This window comes from Nocardia sp. NPDC047654 (assembly GCF_043205035.1).
Taxonomy (GTDB): Bacteria; Actinomycetota; Actinomycetes; order Mycobacteriales; family Mycobacteriaceae; genus Nocardia.
Genome location: NZ_JBIDDF010000012.1, coordinates 42,978 through 59,706, shown reverse-complemented (window position 1 = coordinate 59,706; position 16,729 = coordinate 42,978). Strand labels below are relative to the sequence as shown.

General features: G+C 67.3%; 16 protein-coding genes and 1 pseudogene. 8 read left to right on the top strand and 9 right to left on the bottom strand.

Annotation, left to right across the window (positions count from 1 at the left end; translation table 11 throughout):
* Window positions 1–4: 4 nt before the first annotated feature.
* Genes ACGF7Y_RS25820 through ACGF7Y_RS25790 form a run of 7 tightly spaced genes read right to left on the bottom strand, consistent with a single transcriptional unit; the run spans window position 5 to window position 7,201 of the window.
* Window positions 5–937 (bottom strand): alpha/beta hydrolase, encoded by a 933-nt coding sequence (locus ACGF7Y_RS25820; protein ID WP_393237519.1) that lies wholly within the window; start codon window positions 935–937, stop codon window positions 5–7.
* The gene (locus tag ACGF7Y_RS25815) at window positions 934–1,800 is read right to left on the bottom strand and encodes an SDR family oxidoreductase (RefSeq protein ID WP_393237516.1); all 867 of its coding nucleotides are present in this window, start codon (window positions 1,798–1,800) and stop codon (window positions 934–936) included. Before ACGF7Y_RS25815 ends, ACGF7Y_RS25820 begins: the two co-directional genes overlap by 4 nt.
* Entirely contained in the window at window positions 1,800–3,263 is a 1,464-nt protein-coding gene (locus ACGF7Y_RS25810) for a flavin-containing monooxygenase (protein WP_393237513.1), read from the bottom strand. Before ACGF7Y_RS25810 ends, ACGF7Y_RS25815 begins: the two co-directional genes overlap by 1 nt.
* A gap of 3 nt (window positions 3,264–3,266) precedes the next feature.
* Window positions 3,267–4,763, bottom strand: coding sequence for an aldehyde dehydrogenase family protein (locus ACGF7Y_RS25805; RefSeq protein WP_393237510.1), 1,497 nt, complete (start codon window positions 4,761–4,763; stop codon window positions 3,267–3,269).
* Window positions 4,760–5,269, bottom strand: coding sequence for an SRPBCC family protein (locus ACGF7Y_RS25800; protein WP_393237507.1), 510 nt, complete (start codon window positions 5,267–5,269; stop codon window positions 4,760–4,762). The genes ACGF7Y_RS25805 and ACGF7Y_RS25800 overlap by 4 nt, the downstream gene beginning before the upstream one ends.
* Window positions 5,270–5,291: 22 nt before the next feature.
* On the bottom strand, window positions 5,292–6,323 hold the full coding sequence (locus tag ACGF7Y_RS25795; protein WP_393237504.1) for a PDR/VanB family oxidoreductase: 1,032 nt from the start codon (window positions 6,321–6,323) through the stop codon (window positions 5,292–5,294).
* Entirely contained in the window at window positions 6,320–7,201 is an 882-nt protein-coding gene (locus ACGF7Y_RS25790; protein WP_393237501.1) for a metal-dependent hydrolase, read from the bottom strand. Before ACGF7Y_RS25790 ends, ACGF7Y_RS25795 begins: the two co-directional genes overlap by 4 nt.
* Window positions 7,202–7,300: 99 nt before the next feature.
* Here ACGF7Y_RS25790 and ACGF7Y_RS25785 point away from each other — a divergent pair, with 99 nt between their 5' ends.
* On the top strand, window positions 7,301–7,900 hold the full coding sequence (locus tag ACGF7Y_RS25785; RefSeq protein ID WP_393237498.1) for a TetR/AcrR family transcriptional regulator: 600 nt from the start codon (window positions 7,301–7,303) through the stop codon (window positions 7,898–7,900).
* 191 nt (window positions 7,901–8,091) lie between these two features.
* Here ACGF7Y_RS25785 and ACGF7Y_RS25780 read toward each other — a convergent pair whose 3' ends face one another.
* Window positions 8,092–8,253 carry a helix-turn-helix domain-containing protein gene (locus ACGF7Y_RS25780; protein ID WP_393237496.1) on the bottom strand — a complete coding sequence of 54 codons (162 nt, stop codon included), beginning with the start codon at window positions 8,251–8,253 and terminating at the stop codon, window positions 8,092–8,094.
* 249 nt (window positions 8,254–8,502) lie between these two features.
* Between ACGF7Y_RS25780 and ACGF7Y_RS25775 the strand changes: the two genes are divergently transcribed.
* Entirely contained in the window at window positions 8,503–9,402 is a 900-nt protein-coding gene (locus tag ACGF7Y_RS25775; protein ID WP_393237493.1) for a MurR/RpiR family transcriptional regulator, read from the top strand.
* A 17-nt stretch (window positions 9,403–9,419) separates the two neighbouring features.
* On the opposite strand, the gene ACGF7Y_RS25770 is transcribed toward ACGF7Y_RS25775, so the two are convergent.
* Window positions 9,420–10,814, bottom strand: coding sequence for an amino acid permease (locus ACGF7Y_RS25770; RefSeq protein WP_393237490.1), 1,395 nt, complete (start codon window positions 10,812–10,814; stop codon window positions 9,420–9,422).
* A 158-nt stretch (window positions 10,815–10,972) separates the two neighbouring features.
* Here ACGF7Y_RS25770 and ACGF7Y_RS25765 point away from each other — a divergent pair, with 158 nt between their 5' ends.
* The 6 genes and pseudogenes from ACGF7Y_RS25765 (at window position 10,973) to ACGF7Y_RS25740 (ending at window position 16,539) form a co-directional block, all read left to right on the top strand.
* Window positions 10,973–11,746: an enoyl-CoA hydratase/isomerase family protein gene (locus tag ACGF7Y_RS25765; RefSeq protein WP_393237487.1), complete on the top strand. Its 774-nt coding sequence runs from the start codon at window positions 10,973–10,975 to the stop codon at window positions 11,744–11,746.
* A 1-nt stretch (window position 11,747) separates the two neighbouring features.
* The gene (locus tag ACGF7Y_RS25760) at window positions 11,748–13,901 is read left to right on the top strand and encodes an acetate--CoA ligase family protein (RefSeq protein WP_393237484.1); all 2,154 of its coding nucleotides are present in this window, start codon (window positions 11,748–11,750) and stop codon (window positions 13,899–13,901) included.
* Window positions 13,894–14,691, top strand: a pseudogene (locus tag ACGF7Y_RS25755) (crotonase/enoyl-CoA hydratase family protein). Before ACGF7Y_RS25760 ends, ACGF7Y_RS25755 begins: the two are co-directional and overlap by 8 nt.
* Before the next feature lie 368 nt (window positions 14,692–15,059).
* Window positions 15,060–15,338, top strand: coding sequence for a helix-turn-helix transcriptional regulator (locus tag ACGF7Y_RS25750; RefSeq protein ID WP_393237481.1), 279 nt, complete (start codon window positions 15,060–15,062; stop codon window positions 15,336–15,338).
* The gene (locus tag ACGF7Y_RS25745; protein ID WP_393237478.1) at window positions 15,335–15,871 is read left to right on the top strand and encodes a hypothetical protein; all 537 of its coding nucleotides are present in this window, start codon (window positions 15,335–15,337) and stop codon (window positions 15,869–15,871) included. The genes ACGF7Y_RS25750 and ACGF7Y_RS25745 overlap by 4 nt, the downstream gene beginning before the upstream one ends.
* Window positions 15,871–16,539 carry a GPP34 family phosphoprotein gene (locus ACGF7Y_RS25740; RefSeq protein WP_393237475.1) on the top strand — a complete coding sequence of 223 codons (669 nt, stop codon included), beginning with the start codon at window positions 15,871–15,873 and terminating at the stop codon, window positions 16,537–16,539. The genes ACGF7Y_RS25745 and ACGF7Y_RS25740 overlap by 1 nt, the downstream gene beginning before the upstream one ends.
* The last annotated feature ends 190 nt before the right edge of the window (window positions 16,540–16,729 follow it).

The window sequence follows — 16,729 nt, the reverse complement described above, 5'->3', positions numbered from 1 at the left end:
TGAATCAGCCGGCGGCAGTGGCGGGTTCGAGGATCGCGGTGACGAATCGGCCTGCCGCGCGGTAGGCGAAGCGGGATTCGGGGATGAGCGCCGGCAGAGCCTGGAAGACATGCATCTGGTCCGGCCAGACCTGCAGCTCGCAGTGTGCGCCCGCGGCCGTCCAACGGTTCGCCAGCGTCGTGGCGTCGTTGCTGAAGAACTCGGTGTCGCTGGTGTGGATGAGCGCGGGCGGCAGCGACATCCCGGGTTCGGGCCGCAATTCCATAGGCAGGTCGGTGAACTGCGCGATCGCGTGGCGCGACATCGGCACCGTCAACAAGCCGTCGAGCGTGGCGTTGGCATGGCCGGTGGCGAGCGTGAGGCTCAGATCGGTGATGGGGGAGAACAGGACCACCGCGCCGGGCTGCGGCACCGCCGACTGTCCGTTGGCGAGGATCAGGTCCGCGGCCAGGAAACCTCCGGCCGAGTCACCCGCGATGATCACCTGCTCGGGACGGTAGCCCTGCTTCAGCAGCCACCGATAGCCGCGCGCGACATCCATCGGTGCCGCGGGATAGGGATGTTCGGGCGCCAAGCGGTAGTCGAGAGTGAAGACCGGCATCCGGGTCGCGGTGGACATTCGTGCGGCCACGCCGCGATAACCAGCCGCGGACCCGGCCACGAATCCGCCACCGTGGATATACAGCACGACGTGGTCGGTGCGGGTGGCTCGCGGGCCGTACACCCATTCACCCCGAACCGGCCCGTGCACGACCCGGGTCACGGTGCCGCGCAGAGTGGGCGCCGCGGCCCGCAAGGTGCGGTCGATCAGGGGCCGGATCGCGGCCAGGGTCGTCGGGTTCACCGGCGCGAGCGCACCGAGCCGCCGGATGGTGTGCGTCGACAAGCGCCGCACCGCGCGGGCCCGGAACGATCCGCGCTCGACGAGGGCGGTCATCGGCGCGCCTCGATGGTGCGAAGCAGCTCGTGCACGGACGAACTCGCCGCGAGACGGTTGTCGAGAACGACGTTGACCGCACCCCGCAGCAGCGCGTAGGGCTCCCAGCCGGCGGGCGCGATCGTGCGCGGGGCACGGCGGGCGATGCCGTCGGCGATGCTGCGCGCGGCCTGTTTCGCGGTGATCCGCATCCGCAGCGGCCAAGGCAGCATGGCGTCGAGCCGACGGCCCAGCTCGTCGGTGTCGAGCATGTCGTGGGTCATGGCGGTCTCGACAATGCCGAAGTAGGCGATGCCGGCGCTCGCGCCCACGGCAGCGAGTTCGACCCGTAGGGCGCGCCCGAGCTGTTCCACCGCGGCCTTGCTGACCATGTACGGCGAACCGCCCATCCCAGGGGCGAACGCGGCACACGAGGAGACGACCACGACATGACCTTCGGCCTGGACGATGTGATCGAGTGCGGGGTGCACGGTATTGAAAACCCCGGTGAGATTGATGCCGACCACCCGGTCGAAGTCGGCCGGATCCAGCGTGCGCACCGTGGCGGGAACGGGAGTGACACCGGCATTGGCGACCACGACGTCGAGGCGGCCGAACCGCTGCACCACCTCCGCCACGACCTGTTCCATCCGCGTACGGTCGGCGACATCGGCGGCGATCGGATACGCGGGGGAGCCGAGCAGGGATGCCGTCGCACGCGCGGTGATCTCATCGATGTCGCAGACCACTACGGTCGCGCCCCGGGTGTGCAGCAGGTTCGCGAGTTCGCGGCCGATGCCCTGTCCGGCGCCGGTGATCAGCACGACCTTTCCGCTGACGTCATAACTCGAGCCGGCGAACCGGCTCAGCGGATTGCGTGTCATCAGACCACCTCGTAGGCTTCGGCGTCGAACCGTTCGGTGCGCTTGCGATATTCGAAGCTCCAGCTCGGATACAGCCCGGCGTTGCCGCCCTCGGCGGTGGTGTAGTAGCTGTCGCAGCCGCCGGTGAGCCAGACGGTTTCGGCGCTGCGCCGCCGCATCTCCTCGACGAACCTTTCCTGGACGATGGGTCGCAGCTCGACCCGCCGCGCGCGCCGGGTGCGCAGCGTCGACAGGGCGTCGACGATGTAGGCGATCTGCGACTCGATCATGAAGATGGCGGACTGATTGCCGGCCGCGCCGAACGGCCCGAGCGTGCAGAAGAAGTTCGGGAAGCCCGCGACGGCCGCGCCGAGGTAGGTCTGCGGCTGATTGTGATACAGGTCGGCGATCGACAGGTTCTCGCGGCCGACGATCCGTTCGTACGCGGTCGGGATGGAGGTGAATCCGGTGCCGTAGATGATGGTGTCCACCAGAATCTCCACCCCGGCCCGAGTCAGGATCGAGTGCGGCCGGACCTCTTCGATGCCGTCGGTCACGACCTCGACGTTGTCCTGATCCAACGCGGGCAGGTAGGCATCGGAGAAGATGGCCCGTTTGCAGCCGATCATGTAGTCCGGCGTGACTCGCGCACGTAACGCCTCGTCGCGGATCTGGCGTCGCAGCTGGAAGCGGCCGAGCAGTTCGAACGGGTGCCGGAATCGGTTGTCCACGAAGCCGACCAGGCCGAAGCTTTCGATCAGGGTGTACCAGGTGCCGCGAACTGCCTTCTGGGTCAGGGGAACCCGACGCAACAACAGACGTTCCAGCGCCCGCGTCCGGCGATCCATCCGCGGCACGATCCAGGGGGCGGACCGCTGAAAGACGGTCAGCGACGCGACCTTCGGCTGAATCTCGGGCACGAACTGAACGGCCGACGCCCCGGTGCCGATCACGGCCACCCGTTCGCCGGACAGGTCGTGGTCGTGATCCCAGTGCAGCGAATGGAAGGCCTTGCCTTCGAAAGTGTCCAGGCCCGGAAGATCCGGGTACTTCGCTTCGGCGAAGATCCCGGCGGCGGAGATGAAGTAGTCGGCGGTGAGGAGCCCGCGCGAGGTTTCGACCCGCCAGACCGATGCCGCTTCGTCCCATCGCGCGCCGAGGAGTTCGGTGCCCAGCCGAATGTGGCGCACCACATCGTGTTTCGTCGCTACCGAGCGGATATATTCGAGAATTTCGCGCTGGCCGCCGTAGGTACGCGACCAATCCGGGTTCGGCGCGAAGGAGTAGCTGTACAGCTGCGAGGGCACATCGCACGCACAGCCCGGATAGGTATTGGCCTGCCAGGTGCCGCCGAGGTCTTCGGCGCGTTCGATCAGCACGAGGTCGTCGAATCCGGCCGCGCGCAGCTTGATAGCCAGGCCGATCCCGCCGAAGCCCGCGCCGAGAATGACGATCTGCCGGTGCTCGATGTCGTGTGCGGTCATGGGTCAGCCGATCCTTCCGTGCAGTGCCGCGGTCAGCACATCGACCACGAAGTCCACGCGTGCACTGCGCCTGAACGTCGTGAGCGCCAGCGGGGAGGGAAAACGCTGCCGCGTGGTCGCTTTGGCATAGGTGAATTCGCGCAGGCCATCTGGGCCGTGCACGCGGCCGAATCCGGACGCCCCGACTCCGCCCAGCGGAAGTGCCGGGACCGTCGCGTGAGCGACGAAGGCGTTGATGGAGGTAGCGCCGCTGTTGATCCGGTCCGCGATCGCCACACCGTCGCACCGGGCGAAAACAGTGGCGCCGAGACCGTATTCGCTCGCGTTGACCCGTTCGACGGCCTCGTCCATATCGGTCACGCGGGCGACGGTGAGTGTCGGCCCGAAGGTCTCCTCAACCACGGCGGCGGCATCCTCGGGGACATCGACCAGGATGGTCGGCTGCACGAACTGACCGCTGATCGATTCGGAGCCGCCGAGTAGCGCGCGCCCGCCGCGGGCGATCGCGTCGTCCAGGTGCCGGCGGATCACCTCGAGTTGCTTGGGCATTGTGATCGGGCCGATCTGCGCCGTGCCGTTTCCGGCGCGCAGGTCACCGGCCAGAGTGCGAAGTTTGCCGAGGAATTCGTCGTAGACGGCCGTGTGGACATATACCCGCTCGACACCGAGACAGGTTTGGCCCGCATTGGACATACCGCCCCAGATCGCCGCGTCGGCCGCGGCGTCGAGGTCGGCGTCCGCGTCGACGATCAGCGCGTCCTTGCCGCCGCACTCCATCAGGACGGGGGTGAGGTGCTCGGCGCACGCGGCAAGAACACGCTTTCCGGTCTCGGTAGATCCGGTGAATCCGATCTTGCCGACCCGGCTGCGGCACAGTGCCGCGCCTGTCTCGCCCGCCCCGGTGACCACCTGTAACACCGGTCTCGCCGGCAGCACCCGGGTGAATGCCTCGGCGAGCCAGAGTCCGACCCCCGGGGTGTACTCGCTCGGTTTGAACACCACCGCGTTGCCGGCGGCGAGCGCGAACGAGATCGAACTCAGCGGCGTGAATACCGGATAGTTCCAGGGCCCGATGATGCCGACGACGCCGAACGGACGGTACTCGACACTGGACGCCTGATTGAGGGTGAGCAAGCTCGATCCCACCGCACGGCGGCCGAGCACGCGCTGAGCATTGCGCGCCGCCCATTTCAGATGCTCGAGCGCCATCACGATCTCGAGCTTGGCATCGGAGATCGGCTTGCCCATCTCCTGATGCATGATGCGCGCGAGATCATTCCGGCCGCGCACGATCTCGGCCCGCCAGCGGTCCAGCACCCGCCCGCGCTCGGCGAAACCCATCGCGGCCCATTCGGCCGCGGCCTCCTGAGCGCGTGTGACCGCGGCCTCGACCTGCGCCGGGGTCCGGTTCGGATACCGGCCGACGACCAGGCCGGACGCCGGGTTACGCACCTCGAACATGCTGTCCTGCGCGGCGGGCCGCGTCTCGGTGACGGTCATCGACCGGCCTCCTGCGCCGAAGTGGCGATCGCCCGGCGGATCCCGCGGGCAATCGATTTCGTGACGAAACGGTTGACCGGGCTCGCTGCGGCCAGCAGCGGGCGCAGCAAGGCGTTGCCTTCGAGCGCGAACGTCCAGATCAGGCGTGTCCCGCCGGGGGTCGGCTGTAGGGCGATGTCCTCGGCGAACCGCTTCAAGCCCGGAATCGAGGCGGCGTCGACGGTGAAGGTCATATGGGAGCCTTCCTCCCAGCGGTAGAACCGTTCCTCCAGGCGCGCGACACCGCCGAGGGTGACCACGCGGGTGGTGCCGACACCGAACGGCCGGGGCGAGGTCCAGCGCGCCTCGGTGATCACCGGCGACCACGACACGAGGGCGTCGTCGGAGGTCAGTGCCGCCCAGACGCGCTGCGGCGGTTGTGAGATGTCGACGAAATGGGTGTAGCGGCGGGCGGCGCCGGCGAGGAATGCGTCGTCGGATTTCGCCAGCGCGAAACGTGCAGTCATGAGACCGGATTGCCTTTCACGGTCAGAGATCGAGGACGAGAGGTCCGTCGGTGGAACGGGAGACACAGGTCAACATGTGGTCGGGGCGTTCGGTGTCGCTGAGCAACCGGTCGCGGTGGTCGATGTCGCCGGAGAGCACACGGGTCTTGCAGGTGCCGCAGAATCCTTGACGACAGGAGTACAGCACGTCGGGCTTGACCCGGCGGAGTGCTTCGAGAGCCGTTTCGTGGCTGCCGACCCGGACATCGACCCCGGTTCGCGCCAAAGTCAGGTCGAACTCGCGGCCGTCGGTCACCGGCAGCGCGGAGAAGCGCTCGGTATGCAGCGAGGCGGTGGGATTGAGCCGGAACAGGTGTCGCTGCGCGGCCTCCAGCACCGGGGGCGGCCCGCAAACATAGACGGCCGCGCCAGGTTCCGCTCGGGAGAGGATAGCGGGGACGTCGGGTGCGCCGTATTCGTCGTCGGGGCGGATGTCGGTGTCGAGCGGTAGTTCGCTCAGGAACGGCATGGTCGACCGGGAGCGCCCCAGATACACCAATCGCCCACGTTCACCGGTCTGCCTGACCATCGGCAGGATGGGGGTGATCCCGATGCCAGCGGCGAGGAACAGGTAGGACGGCGCGTTCTCGATATAAGTGAACGCGTTGCGCGGCCCCCGAATTCGCAGCGCGTCGCCCGGTTGCATCGTATGCATTTCCAGTGATCCGCCGTCCCCGTCGGCGATGCGGCGCACGGCGATGCGGTAGCGCCGCCGATCCCGGGGATCCCCGCACAACGAATACTGCCGCTGTCGTCCCGACGGCAGAAACACATCGAGATGCGAACCCGGCCGCCATGACGGCAGGGTCTGTTCGTCCCGGCCCACCAGGGTGAGCGACGCGACGTCATCGGCCTCGGCACGCACTGACTCGACCACGGTGTCGAGTTCGAATCCGTTGAACCGCAACGGCTTCGGGCGGGAGAGCGCGGGGGTGGTGAACACCTTCTTGTAGATGTCCATGGCGATGCCGAACGCTCGAAGGCTCGGCGTGGGGGCGGCGTCGGTGCTGGTCATGCGCGCGCCGCCGGAGAGTGCGCGAGATAGCGCAGCGCGCTGTCCATCGACCCCAGCTGTGAGGGATGGAAACTCGGCCGCAGGTAGCGCGGCATTTCCGTGAAGAAGGTCGTGAAACTGGGAATCACGCCCCGCACGGTCGCGCTCACGAACTGCGCACCCCAGAATCTGCCTTTGTTCGTACTGGGGTCTTTGCGATACAGGTACGCCGTGGAGATCACGAAGAGCGGCAGAAGTAATACGGTGGCGAGCAATCCCGTGCGAGCCCGACGCGCGTAACCGCCGTCGAGGTACATGTAGGCGTCGAAGACGACGCTGCGGTGTTCGACCTCCTCCGCGCCGTGCCAGCGGACCAGATCCAGCATCGTCGGGTGCATGCCGGCGGCTTCGAGGGCCTCGGCCTCGAGGAGCCACTCGCCGATCACCGCGGTGAAATGCTCCATGCCCGCGAACAGGCCGAGGCGCTCTTTGAGCCACTGCTCCTTGGCCTTGCCGCTGAGGTCGTGATCGCCCAGGACCCGGTCGACCAGCCAGGCGACCTTGCTCACGTAGGACTCGACGTCCAGACCGAGCGACTGCAGGTGCTCACGCGCACCCTCATGGCTACTGGCATGCATCGACTCCTGGCCGATGAATCCGGTCACCTCTTCACGCAGGCGTTCGTCCTTGATGAAGGGCAGGGCCTCGGCCAAGCAGGCCGCCATCGCCCGTTCCCCTTCGGGCAGCACCAGGTGCATCACGTTGGTGACGTGGGTCGCGACTACCTCGCCCGGGATGTAGTGCATCGGCACCGAGGAGAAGTCGAAGTGGACGTCACGGGCGTGGATCGCGTGGGCCTCGTCTTGATAGGAGCGCTTCGTTGCACTGTGATCAGCCATACAGCGAACCGTACATCGCTACATTTCGTATTGCAATGTTGCGGCCACAAATCGACTTGCGATGTTGCAATGATGGCGATCGGTGCTAGCGTCAGAGGTGTGCCCACCACTGCCGCCACCTCGGAGAACACTGCCGAATCCATCGAGGAACGGATCCTCGAAGCAGCCCTGATCCAGTTCGGGCAGGTCGGCGTGAAGAAGACGACCATCGAGGACATCGCCCGCAAGGCCGGTGTCGACCGGGTGACCGTCTATCGGCGCGTCGGCGCCCGGGACGACGTCGTGCGCGCGGTGACCGAACGGGAGGTGCGCAAGTTGCTCGCCGAACTCGGCGAACTCCCGGCCCGGCACGACACCCTGGAGGGCTTGGTTGTCGACGTGTTCGCCACCGTCCTCACCCGCTGGCGAACCCATCCACTGGTGCAACGGATGCTGTCCCTCGAGCCCGACCGCCTACTCCCGCAGCTCACCACCGAGGGCGGCGCCTTCTTCATGATGTCGGTCGCCGCGACGACCGAGGTCCTGCGAACCGCGATGCTCGAGAAAGGCTTCCCCGAGGTGCCCGACCTGGACGTACGCGTCGAGGTCGTCTGCCGCATCGTGCACTCGCTGATCCTGCAACCGATCGGCGCCATCGACCTGGACTCGGGGCTCACCGCGTTCGCCCGCGACTACATCAGGCCGATCATCACCGACTAGTTCGAACAATCCATCGTTCTCGTGGTCGGCAACCAACCAGGTCGCGTCGGCGTTCTGGAGCCGCGGGAGGCAGGGTTCGACGCCGCGGCTGAGTAGGGCATCCATGAGGCCGGTCTCGCGGGCCTTCTGTGGCTGGGTGGTCGTTGCCGCGGATGATCCACCGCGCACTCTCGACCTTGCGGCGTCCCATGTCACCAGGACCGTGCGAACTTCCTTGGCGAGTTCCCGGTATGTCGCGTGAATGCGGTCGCCGATTGATATCCGACGCGACGCGCTACCTCGGTCATCGACAGCTTCTCCGCACGGAGCATGTCCATCGCGGCCGCCATGCGCCAATGGATCAGGTACTGCATCGGCGCATTTCCACTGCGCGGCTGAATCTTTCCGCGAAGACCGCGCGATTTTCCGCTTCTTTCTGACAGTTGGCCGAAGGGCTACCTGCTGCCCCACATCGCGCGGGTGCATCGATGGTCTGCGGGAGGCGGCGTCGATTCCGATCATCCGACCGCGGGGCGGAGACCGGCTGGGTCGGACAGACCGGCTGCGTCGGATAGATTCGGGAAGGAATCCGTGGTGGTCGACGCGGTGGAGGAGGAGGCTGAGTGGACACGAATGCGGAGTCGGTGACGGGTCCGGCCACGTTCGACGACCTGGTGACCGAGATCCGCGCCAGGTGGGGTTCGCTGTCGGCCTCGCACAAGAAGCTGGCTGAGCGCGTGCTGTCGGACCCGGAGGCGGTGGCGTTCATGACGGTGTCCGATCTGGCGAGCGCGGTCGCGGTCAACGAGGCGACAGTGGTGCGGTTCGCGAACGCTCTGGGGCTCAAGGGGTACCCCGGTTTGGCCCGGCTGTGCCAGGAGCGCCTGCAGGAGCAGGCGCAGTTGCTGCGCCGTTTCGAGAACCTCGAGCATGTGGTGGCGCAGGGCGTGGGCCTGCGTGAGAACCAGGTGGCGCTGGACCGAGCGAACATCGCCCGTTCTTTCGCCGGCATCGCGGACACCACCTGGGAAGCGGTGGCCGCCCAGCTGGCGCGCGCGCCGCGGGTGCACGTGATGGGCTTGCGCAAATGCCACGCTCCGGCCTATCTGCTCGGCTACCTGCTGGGTTTGCTGCGTGAGGAGGTAGCCACCGTGACCGGAACCAGTGGATCTCTGACCGACGAGCTGCGTCGTGTCCGCGCCGGGGATTGTTTCGTCGCGATATCGATCCATCGCTACAGCCTCGACACGGTGCGCGCGGCGCGGTGGGCCCGCGGTCGCGGCGCCCACGTCGTGGCCCTGACCGACACCGCGGTCTCGCCGCTGGCGGCGGCAGCGCACGAGACGTTCTACGTCGAGGCATCGAGTGCGAGCGTGCTGCGTTCGATGACCGCCTTCACCTCGATCGTCCAGGCCATGTCGGGCGCCGTCGCGCATCTACTAGGCCACGAGGTGCGCGAAACGTTGTTGGAAGAGGAAAGGTTGCTGGGCGAGTTCGGCGTATACACCGCCGACGGCTTCTGATTCCGTCTTGCCGCCGGCTAGGTCACCGGTAGCGTCGTCGCGGCATTCTTGGCAGCGCGACGCTGGTGCAGTAGGCCCGCTGCCACTGCCAGGGTCGTGACCGTCAGGGTCAGCGCGAGCGGTGTCCGGGTATCGGATCCGAACGCCATCCCCACCACGATGCCCAGCAGCGTGACGAAGACCAGGTACGGCAGATAGGGAGCGCCCCACATCCGCACCGGTGGCGTCGCGGATTCCGCCGCGCGATGGCGCCGACCGGCAATGTACGTAGCACAGATACACAGGTACACGACCACCGCGACGGCGCCGGACGAGCTGAGCAGGAAGTTGAAGACCGCTCCGGTGGGCAGAAAGTAGTTCGCGGCCACGGCCAGGAATCCGGCGCTCGCCGCGGCGAGAACACCCGCTGTGGGCACGCCGGATCGGCTGACGCGACCCAGCGGTTCTGGACCCTCTCCGCGTTGTGCCAGCGAGAACAGCATCCGCGACGCGGAATAGAGGCCCGAGTTCAGACACGACAGCACAGCGGTGAGGACGATCAGGTTCATGATCGTCCGGGCGCCGGAAATGCCCAGCAGGTTCAGCACGGCGGTGTACGGACTTTCGGTGATCTCGGCGCTGTCCCACGGCAGCAACGTGACGACGACCAGGATCGATCCGACATAGAAGATCAGGATGCGCCCGGCGACGCTGCGCATGCTCGCCCGCACCGCGTTGACCGGATCGGCGGCCTCACCGGCGGCGATCGTGACCAGTTCGGTGCCGAAGTAGGAGAAGAAAACCGTCAGCGACGCGGCGAGCAACGGAGGGAATCCGTGCGGGAACAAGCCGCCCCGCCCCAGAAGATTCGTCGTCCCCGGCGCGGCGAAATGGGAGAAGGCGCCGCAGATCGCCGCGATGCCGATACCGATGAAGACGACGATCGCGGTGACCTTGATCAGGGCCAACCAGAACTCGAAACGCGCGAACGAACTCACCGCCGCCAAGTTGACTCCGGTAAGCACACTCATGAAGAGCAGGGCGAAGGCCCACGTGGGTACCGCTGGAAGAAGCTGGTTGGCGATCGCTCCGCCGGCGATGGCCTCGAAAGCGACTGTCACGCACCAGTGATAGCTGTACACCCAGCCGACCGACAGCCCGGCCCACGGACCCAGTTCGCGTGAGGCATAACTGGAGAACGAACCGGTCTCCGGGCTGGCCGTGGCCAGTTCGGCCAGCATGCGCATCACCAGGATCACGATCAGCCCGGTGAGCAGATAGGCCAGGACGATGCCTGGTCCGGCGGCCGCGATCGCCTTCCCGCTGCCGACGAATAGCCCCGCGCCGATGACGCCGCCGATTCCGATCATCGTCAACTGACGAGTGTTGATGGTGTGGTTGAGGTTTCCCGCAGGGGGGATTGCGGTGGGCACTGTGCCTCCCAAAGACCGTGGGCTGTGACCCGGTAACTGATGGTCGGTCATGCAACACCGCCCCTGCCCACATCTGCAAATATGTTTGCATCCAATGATGGGAATGCAATTTCTGTGGCATAGTGGGCTCGATCCAGAGTCCAGAGGAAGTGATCGAGATGTCCACGGTGTTGTTGAGCAGGTCCGGTCCCATAGCCGAGCTGACGTTGAACCGCCCGGAGCGGCTCAACGCGGTCAGCGAAGAGCTCTACGAAGCGTTGATCGGCCATCTGGTCGTCGCCGACTCGGATCCGACGGTGCGCTGCGTGATACTGCACGGTGCGGGCCGCGCTTTCTGCGCGGGCGCTGACCTGAAGGCGCACCACTCCGGTGCTCGCACCTCCACCGAGCAAGCGCACTACCTCGATCTCGCCCAGCGGGCGTGCGAGCAGATCCAGCGGATGGACACGCCGGTGGTCGCCGCCGTCGGCGGTTACGCACTCGGCGCGGGCGCCGAAATCGCGGTGAGCGCGGACTTCCTGGTCATGGCAGAGGACGCGCAACTGGGCTTCCCCGAGGTCGGCATCGGGACATTCGTCGGCGGCGGAGTCACCCACCGGCTACCGCGGTTGATCGGTCTGCGCCGAGCCACCGATCTACTGATCCTCGGTGAGCGCTGCACCGGCACACAGGCTTCCGAGTGGGGCTTGGCCTACGCGTCCGTTCCCGGCGACCTCCTTCTCGACACGGCGCGCGGCCTCGCCGAATCCCTGGCGGGGAAGGCGCCGTTGTCGCTGGCGCGGATGAAGGCAGCGCTGCGCCGTGACGACTCTCTCGACGTCGCGCTCGCCAGCGAGCCGCGCCAGATTCTGGAACTGATGGCGACCGGGGACTGGGCCGAGGGCGTGGCGGCCTTCGCCGAACGCCGTACCCCTGTCTTCGAGGGGAAGTGACGTGACCACACTCGACGACGCCCCGGTCCGCACTGCCCTCGAACGGCTGCTCGACCCCCACTCCATCGTCGTGGTGGGCGCGTCCGCCAACCCGGTGAAGCGTGGCCACCAAGTCACCCGGGCAATGCAAGAGGCCGGGTACGCCCACCCCGTCTATCCGGTCAACCCGAGCGGGGGGCAGATCCTCGGCCTCGACGTCTACTCCTCGATCGATCGGGTTCCGTACGGCGCCGACGTCGCGCTGATCGCTGTGCCCGCCGCGGCCGTCCCGGGGGCGCTGCGCGAGTGCGCGGCCGCGGGCCTCGCGGGCGCGGTGGTGCTCGCCAACGGTTTCGGCGAGATCGGGGAGGACGGCGCCGACCTCGCCGCCGAACTGGCGGCGGCGATCGATGAAACCGGTATCCGGGTCATCGGTCCCAACACCTCCGGCCTGTTCAATCTCGCCTCGGGTGCGAATCTGGTCGGCCTGCAGGATGTCCCGCGCGGGCCGATCAGTGTGATAACGCAGAGCGGGAACATGCTGTTGTCGCTGGTGAACGACATCCGCGCCGCTCGCGGCCCCGGCTTCCACGCGTACGTGGGGCTGGGCAATCAAGCCGACGTCCGCTACGACGAGTGTCTGGTCGAACTCGCCCGTCATCCGGAAACCGGAGTCGTCGCCATTCATTCCGAGGGATTCGTCGATGGGCGTTCGTTCCTGGTCGCGGCCGCTCGGACCGTGCCCGAGACGCCGGTCGCCCTGTTACGCGGCGGACGTTCTGACGGGGGTCGCCGCGCCGCGGCCTCGCACACCGGCTCGATCGCCGGCTCGGACGCCGTGGCGACCGCCGTCCTGCGCCAGGCCGGAGTGGAACTGGTCGAGCGCTCCGACGAACTCGCGGTCGTCGCGGGAGCCCTCGCCGTCTGCGCGCCGATCGCCCCTGGCCGTGCGGCCGCCATCCTCAGCGATGGTGGCGGCCACGCGGCGCTGGCGGCGGATGCGCTGGCCGCGCATGGCATCGAATCAGCACGGCTCGGCGAGCGAACCCGGCACCAGTTACGGCACTTGCTCGGCACTGCGGCGGCGGTATCCGGTCCGGTCGACGTGGCGGGTGCGTCCGACGCGGACCCGATGCTCTTTGCCGAAGCCGCCGAAATCCTCATGCGCGATCCCGCGGTGGGTCTCGTGCTGATCATCGGCCTGTACGGCGGCTACCACCTGCGGTTCGATCCGGGATTGCGCGAGATCGAAGACGCCGCCGCGGGCGCGTTGCTCGCGCTCTCCACCGAATACGGTGTGCCCTTGGTGGTCCAGAGTTGCTACGCCGGTCTCGACATCGCCAACCACGACCGGTTGCGGGCAGGTGGCGTACCGGTACTCGATTCTATCGAGCACGCCGGTCGGGTGGTGGCGGCGTTGCAGCGGCGTGGCCGGTCGTCGGCCGATCGTGGTCTGCGCTCCTCGCTGCTGTTGCCGCCACCCGCCACGCCCATCCCGGGCTCGGGGATCCTCGACGAGCCGACCGCGCGGCGGGTGCTGGCGGACGCGGGAATCGACATCGGCGGTTGGACATTCGTCCGCGGCGTCGACGCGGTGGCCCGGGCTGTCGCCGCCTTCGAGCGACCGTGTGCGCTGAAAATCGTCTCCCGTGAGGTGATCCACAAATCTGACGTGGGAGGGGTCAGACTGGGTGTAGTGGCCGCCACCGCGACGGAGGACGCCGAGGCCATCATCGACTCGGTCACCGCGAAAGCGCCCGACGCCCACATCGACGGCATGATCGTGACTCCCATGGCCGACGAGGGAGTGGAACTGCTCGTCGGCGCCACTCGCGATCCGATCTTCGGACCGGTGCTGGCGTTCGGCACCGGTGGGGTGCTGGTCGAGGCGGTCCGAGATGTCACCTTCCGGGCGGTCCCGCTCACCGAACTGGAAGCCCGCGAGATGATCGAGGAGACGATCGCTTCCCGCATGCTCGACGGCTACCGGAATGTCTCCGCGGTGGATCGCGCCGGCCTTGCGCGGTTCCTGGTGCGTGTCGGCGATTTCGTCGCCACGCATCCGGAGATATCCGAACTCGACCTCAACCCGGTGATCGCGTCCGGGTCCGGCATCACACCGGTCGATGTGCGAATCATTCTGTCTGAAAGGACATTCGGAGACAGCGATGACTGACCCGACCCTGATCGACCGGACCGAGGGTGTGGTCGTCTGGACCTTGAACAACCCGGAAGCCCGCAATCCGGTCTCCGAAGCCGATACCATCAGCGCCCTCGAGGACGCGGTGGCGGCGGCCAACCGAGACCCTGGTCTGCGGACGGCCATCCTCACCGGTGCGGGCTCGGCGTTCTCCTCCGGCGGCAACGTCAAGCGCATGCGCGACCCCGGAATGTTCGGCGGCACACCGGCACAGCTGCGTCAGGCATACCGGCACGGCATCCAGCGCATACGAAAGCGCTGTACCACTGCGAGATACCCACCATCGCCGCCGTCAACGGTCCGGCCATCGGTGCCGGTTGCGATCTGGCTCTGATGTGCGACATGCGGGTCGCCGCCGACACCGCGGTGTTCGCCGAGAGCTTCGTCAAGGTCGGCCTCATCCCCGGTGACGGCGGCGCCTGGCTGCTGCCCAGGGCGATCGGCGTGGCCAGAGCCTGTGAGATGGCTTTCACCGGGTGAGCCGATCGATGCGAACACCGCGCTCGACTGGGGACTGGTGTCCCAGGTCGTCGATCCCGGCGACCTGCTGAACGCAGCCCACCGGCTCGCCGAGCGCGTGGCCGTCAATCCGCCGCATGTGCTGCGGATGACCAAGCGGCTGCTTCGCGAAGGGACACACCAGACCCTGGAAAGCCTGCTCGAGCTCTCGGCGGCGATGCAGGCCGCCGCACACCACACCGAGGACCACCACGAGGCGGTCTCTGCCGTGCTGAACCGCAGGTCACCTCACTTCACGGGCCGATGAGCAGACCGGACGCGGAATCGCGACGGGGGCAGGCGCTCGCGGATCTATGCGGTATGAGTCCTCCCGGCGAGTCCGGGGACTTCATCTACGCTACCGATCAGAAGCGGACGGCCCGCCCGATCAGCTCGGTGGTTCTCAGCCCACGCGGGGAGCGTGGTCTTTCGAGAGATCAACACGGTGACAACGAGTGTCGGATGGTCTACGAGTAGACGTGATCGGATGCAGCCGATGATGGGGTAGCGGTGAAACGGCGGATCTCCGCTGGGAGCCCTCTTGGATACGCCGGAGCGGCGCTGCCTCCGCACCTCAGCCTCGGCGGTCTGCTTCCATCCTTGGCGAACTGTTGGGTTTATGCAACAATATGTTGTATGAGTCCCATGAGGCGTGGGAAAAACCTTCCCATCTACAACCGCATCGGGGTGTTACGTGCCGAGCGGAGAATGAGCCGGGCCCAGCTTGCCGAGGCGATCGAGGTGAATCCGCAGACGGTCGGGGCGCTGGAACGGGGCGATCACTATCCGAGCCTCGATCTGGCGCTGCGGATCTGTGATGTGTTCGGGCTGCCGGTCGAGGCGGTGTTCTCGCGGGAGGAATTCGCGCCGCTGTCCACGGCGGTCTACCGGAACGACGGAGGGGATATTCGATGACGCACCCGAATCTGCTGCAGCGCTACCAGGCTCGCCGGACGCGCCGGTTCGAGTTCTACGCCGAGCGCTGGGCCCACATGTTGCCGCGGTGGCGGACGCGCCGGCGCCGTCGGCTGCTGGCGGTGGCCCTCGCGACGATATTCCTGGCCCTGGCGCTCGTCGCAGTACTGATCGCGTGCGGTCTGGAGCAGGGCCCCCTGCTGTGGGCGCCGCTCTGTCTGGCGTTCTTTCCGCTGTGGATATCGCTGCAGATCGTCTCGGGACGCCAAGCCGATGCGCCCCTCGGCGCCTTGGACGAATGGGAGATCGAGCAGCGCAACGCGGCTCGCTCGGTGGGACTCACCCTCACACAGACGCTGGCGATGATTCCCGCGATCTGGCTGATCGTCGTGGGTGGGTTCACCGACCTCGACAATATCCAGGCGGCCTACGCGGGCGGGGTGATGCTGCTGACCGCGCTGCTTGTCGGCGGCTGCACCCCGACGATGATCCTGGCCTGGACCCGGCCCGACGCGGAACCGGAGGACGAGTGATGAACCTGCTCGCGAAAGATCTGATGCTGCTGCTTCTCGACGAACGCACGGGGCGCTCGATGGCCGACAGCACCCGTACCCCAAGGGTTCTCGCCGGAGCAGTGCTGCTGGACCTGATCGACGCCGGGGCAATCGGGCTGGCCGGGCCGGGTGACGAGGCGAAACGGGGCCGGATCATGGGGAGCGCGGACAAGATCGGCGATCCGATACTGGGCGACGCGCTCGCCAGGATCGAAGCGGCGCGTCCGATGAAACCCCGAGCTGCGATCGAGAAACTGTCGAAGGGGTTGCAGCCGAAGGTGTTGCACCGGCTGGCGGACGAGGGCCTGGTACGCGTCGAACACCACCGGACGCTGGGCATCTTTCCCCGGACCGCCTGGATACCGATGGGACATCGCAGGGAACTTCGGGATCGGCTGACACCGCCGTTCACACACCCTGACGCCCCTGTCGAGCCACGCGCCGCCGCCTTGATCTCACTGCTGTCGGCGGCCGACGCGGCGCCGAAGATCTTTCCCGACCGCGACCGTCGAGTGGTGACACAGCGGGCCAAGGAGATCGCCGCCGGGGACTGGGCCGCGAAGGCGGCCAGGGACGCGGTGCGGGCGGTCGACGCGGCGCTCACCGCCGCCGTCGTGGTGAGTGCCGTGGCAACGGGCTCGGCATAGGTCTCCGGGACGCAGGGACCGAGACCGCGGCGACCCGAGCGTCGACCGGACATTACCAGGACCGCATTACGCGAGTGCGCCCCTCCGCGGCGGTCCTGCACCGGCTCGGCTGATGCCGCACCGACCTGCTCGGCTCATTCCACTCAGCGCGGTGCGGCGAGGATATCCGCACCCGGCACAACAGCGTCCA

Coding starts and splice junctions, on each gene's coding strand:
- ACGF7Y_RS25820 (WP_393237519.1), bottom strand. CDS start 937: ATGACCGCCCTCGTCGAGCGCGGATCGTTCCGGGCCCGCGCGGTGCGG.
- ACGF7Y_RS25815 (WP_393237516.1), bottom strand. CDS start 1,800: ATGACACGCAATCCGCTGAGCCGGTTCGCCGGCTCGAGTTATGACGTC.
- ACGF7Y_RS25810 (WP_393237513.1), bottom strand. CDS start 3,263: ATGACCGCACACGACATCGAGCACCGGCAGATCGTCATTCTCGGCGCG.
- ACGF7Y_RS25805 (WP_393237510.1), bottom strand. CDS start 4,763: ATGACCGTCACCGAGACGCGGCCCGCCGCGCAGGACAGCATGTTCGAG.
- ACGF7Y_RS25800 (WP_393237507.1), bottom strand. CDS start 5,269: ATGACTGCACGTTTCGCGCTGGCGAAATCCGACGACGCATTCCTCGCC.
- ACGF7Y_RS25795 (WP_393237504.1), bottom strand. CDS start 6,323: ATGACCAGCACCGACGCCGCCCCCACGCCGAGCCTTCGAGCGTTCGGC.
- ACGF7Y_RS25790 (WP_393237501.1), bottom strand. CDS start 7,201: ATGGCTGATCACAGTGCAACGAAGCGCTCCTATCAAGACGAGGCCCAC.
- ACGF7Y_RS25780 (WP_393237496.1), bottom strand. CDS start 8,253: ATGCAGTACCTGATCCATTGGCGCATGGCGGCCGCGATGGACATGCTC.
- ACGF7Y_RS25765 (WP_393237487.1), top strand. CDS start 10,973: ATGTCCACGGTGTTGTTGAGCAGGTCCGGTCCCATAGCCGAGCTGACG.
- ACGF7Y_RS25750 (WP_393237481.1), top strand. CDS start 15,060: ATGAGTCCCATGAGGCGTGGGAAAAACCTTCCCATCTACAACCGCATC.
- ACGF7Y_RS25745 (WP_393237478.1), top strand. CDS start 15,335: ATGACGCACCCGAATCTGCTGCAGCGCTACCAGGCTCGCCGGACGCGC.
- ACGF7Y_RS25740 (WP_393237475.1), top strand. CDS start 15,871: ATGAACCTGCTCGCGAAAGATCTGATGCTGCTGCTTCTCGACGAACGC.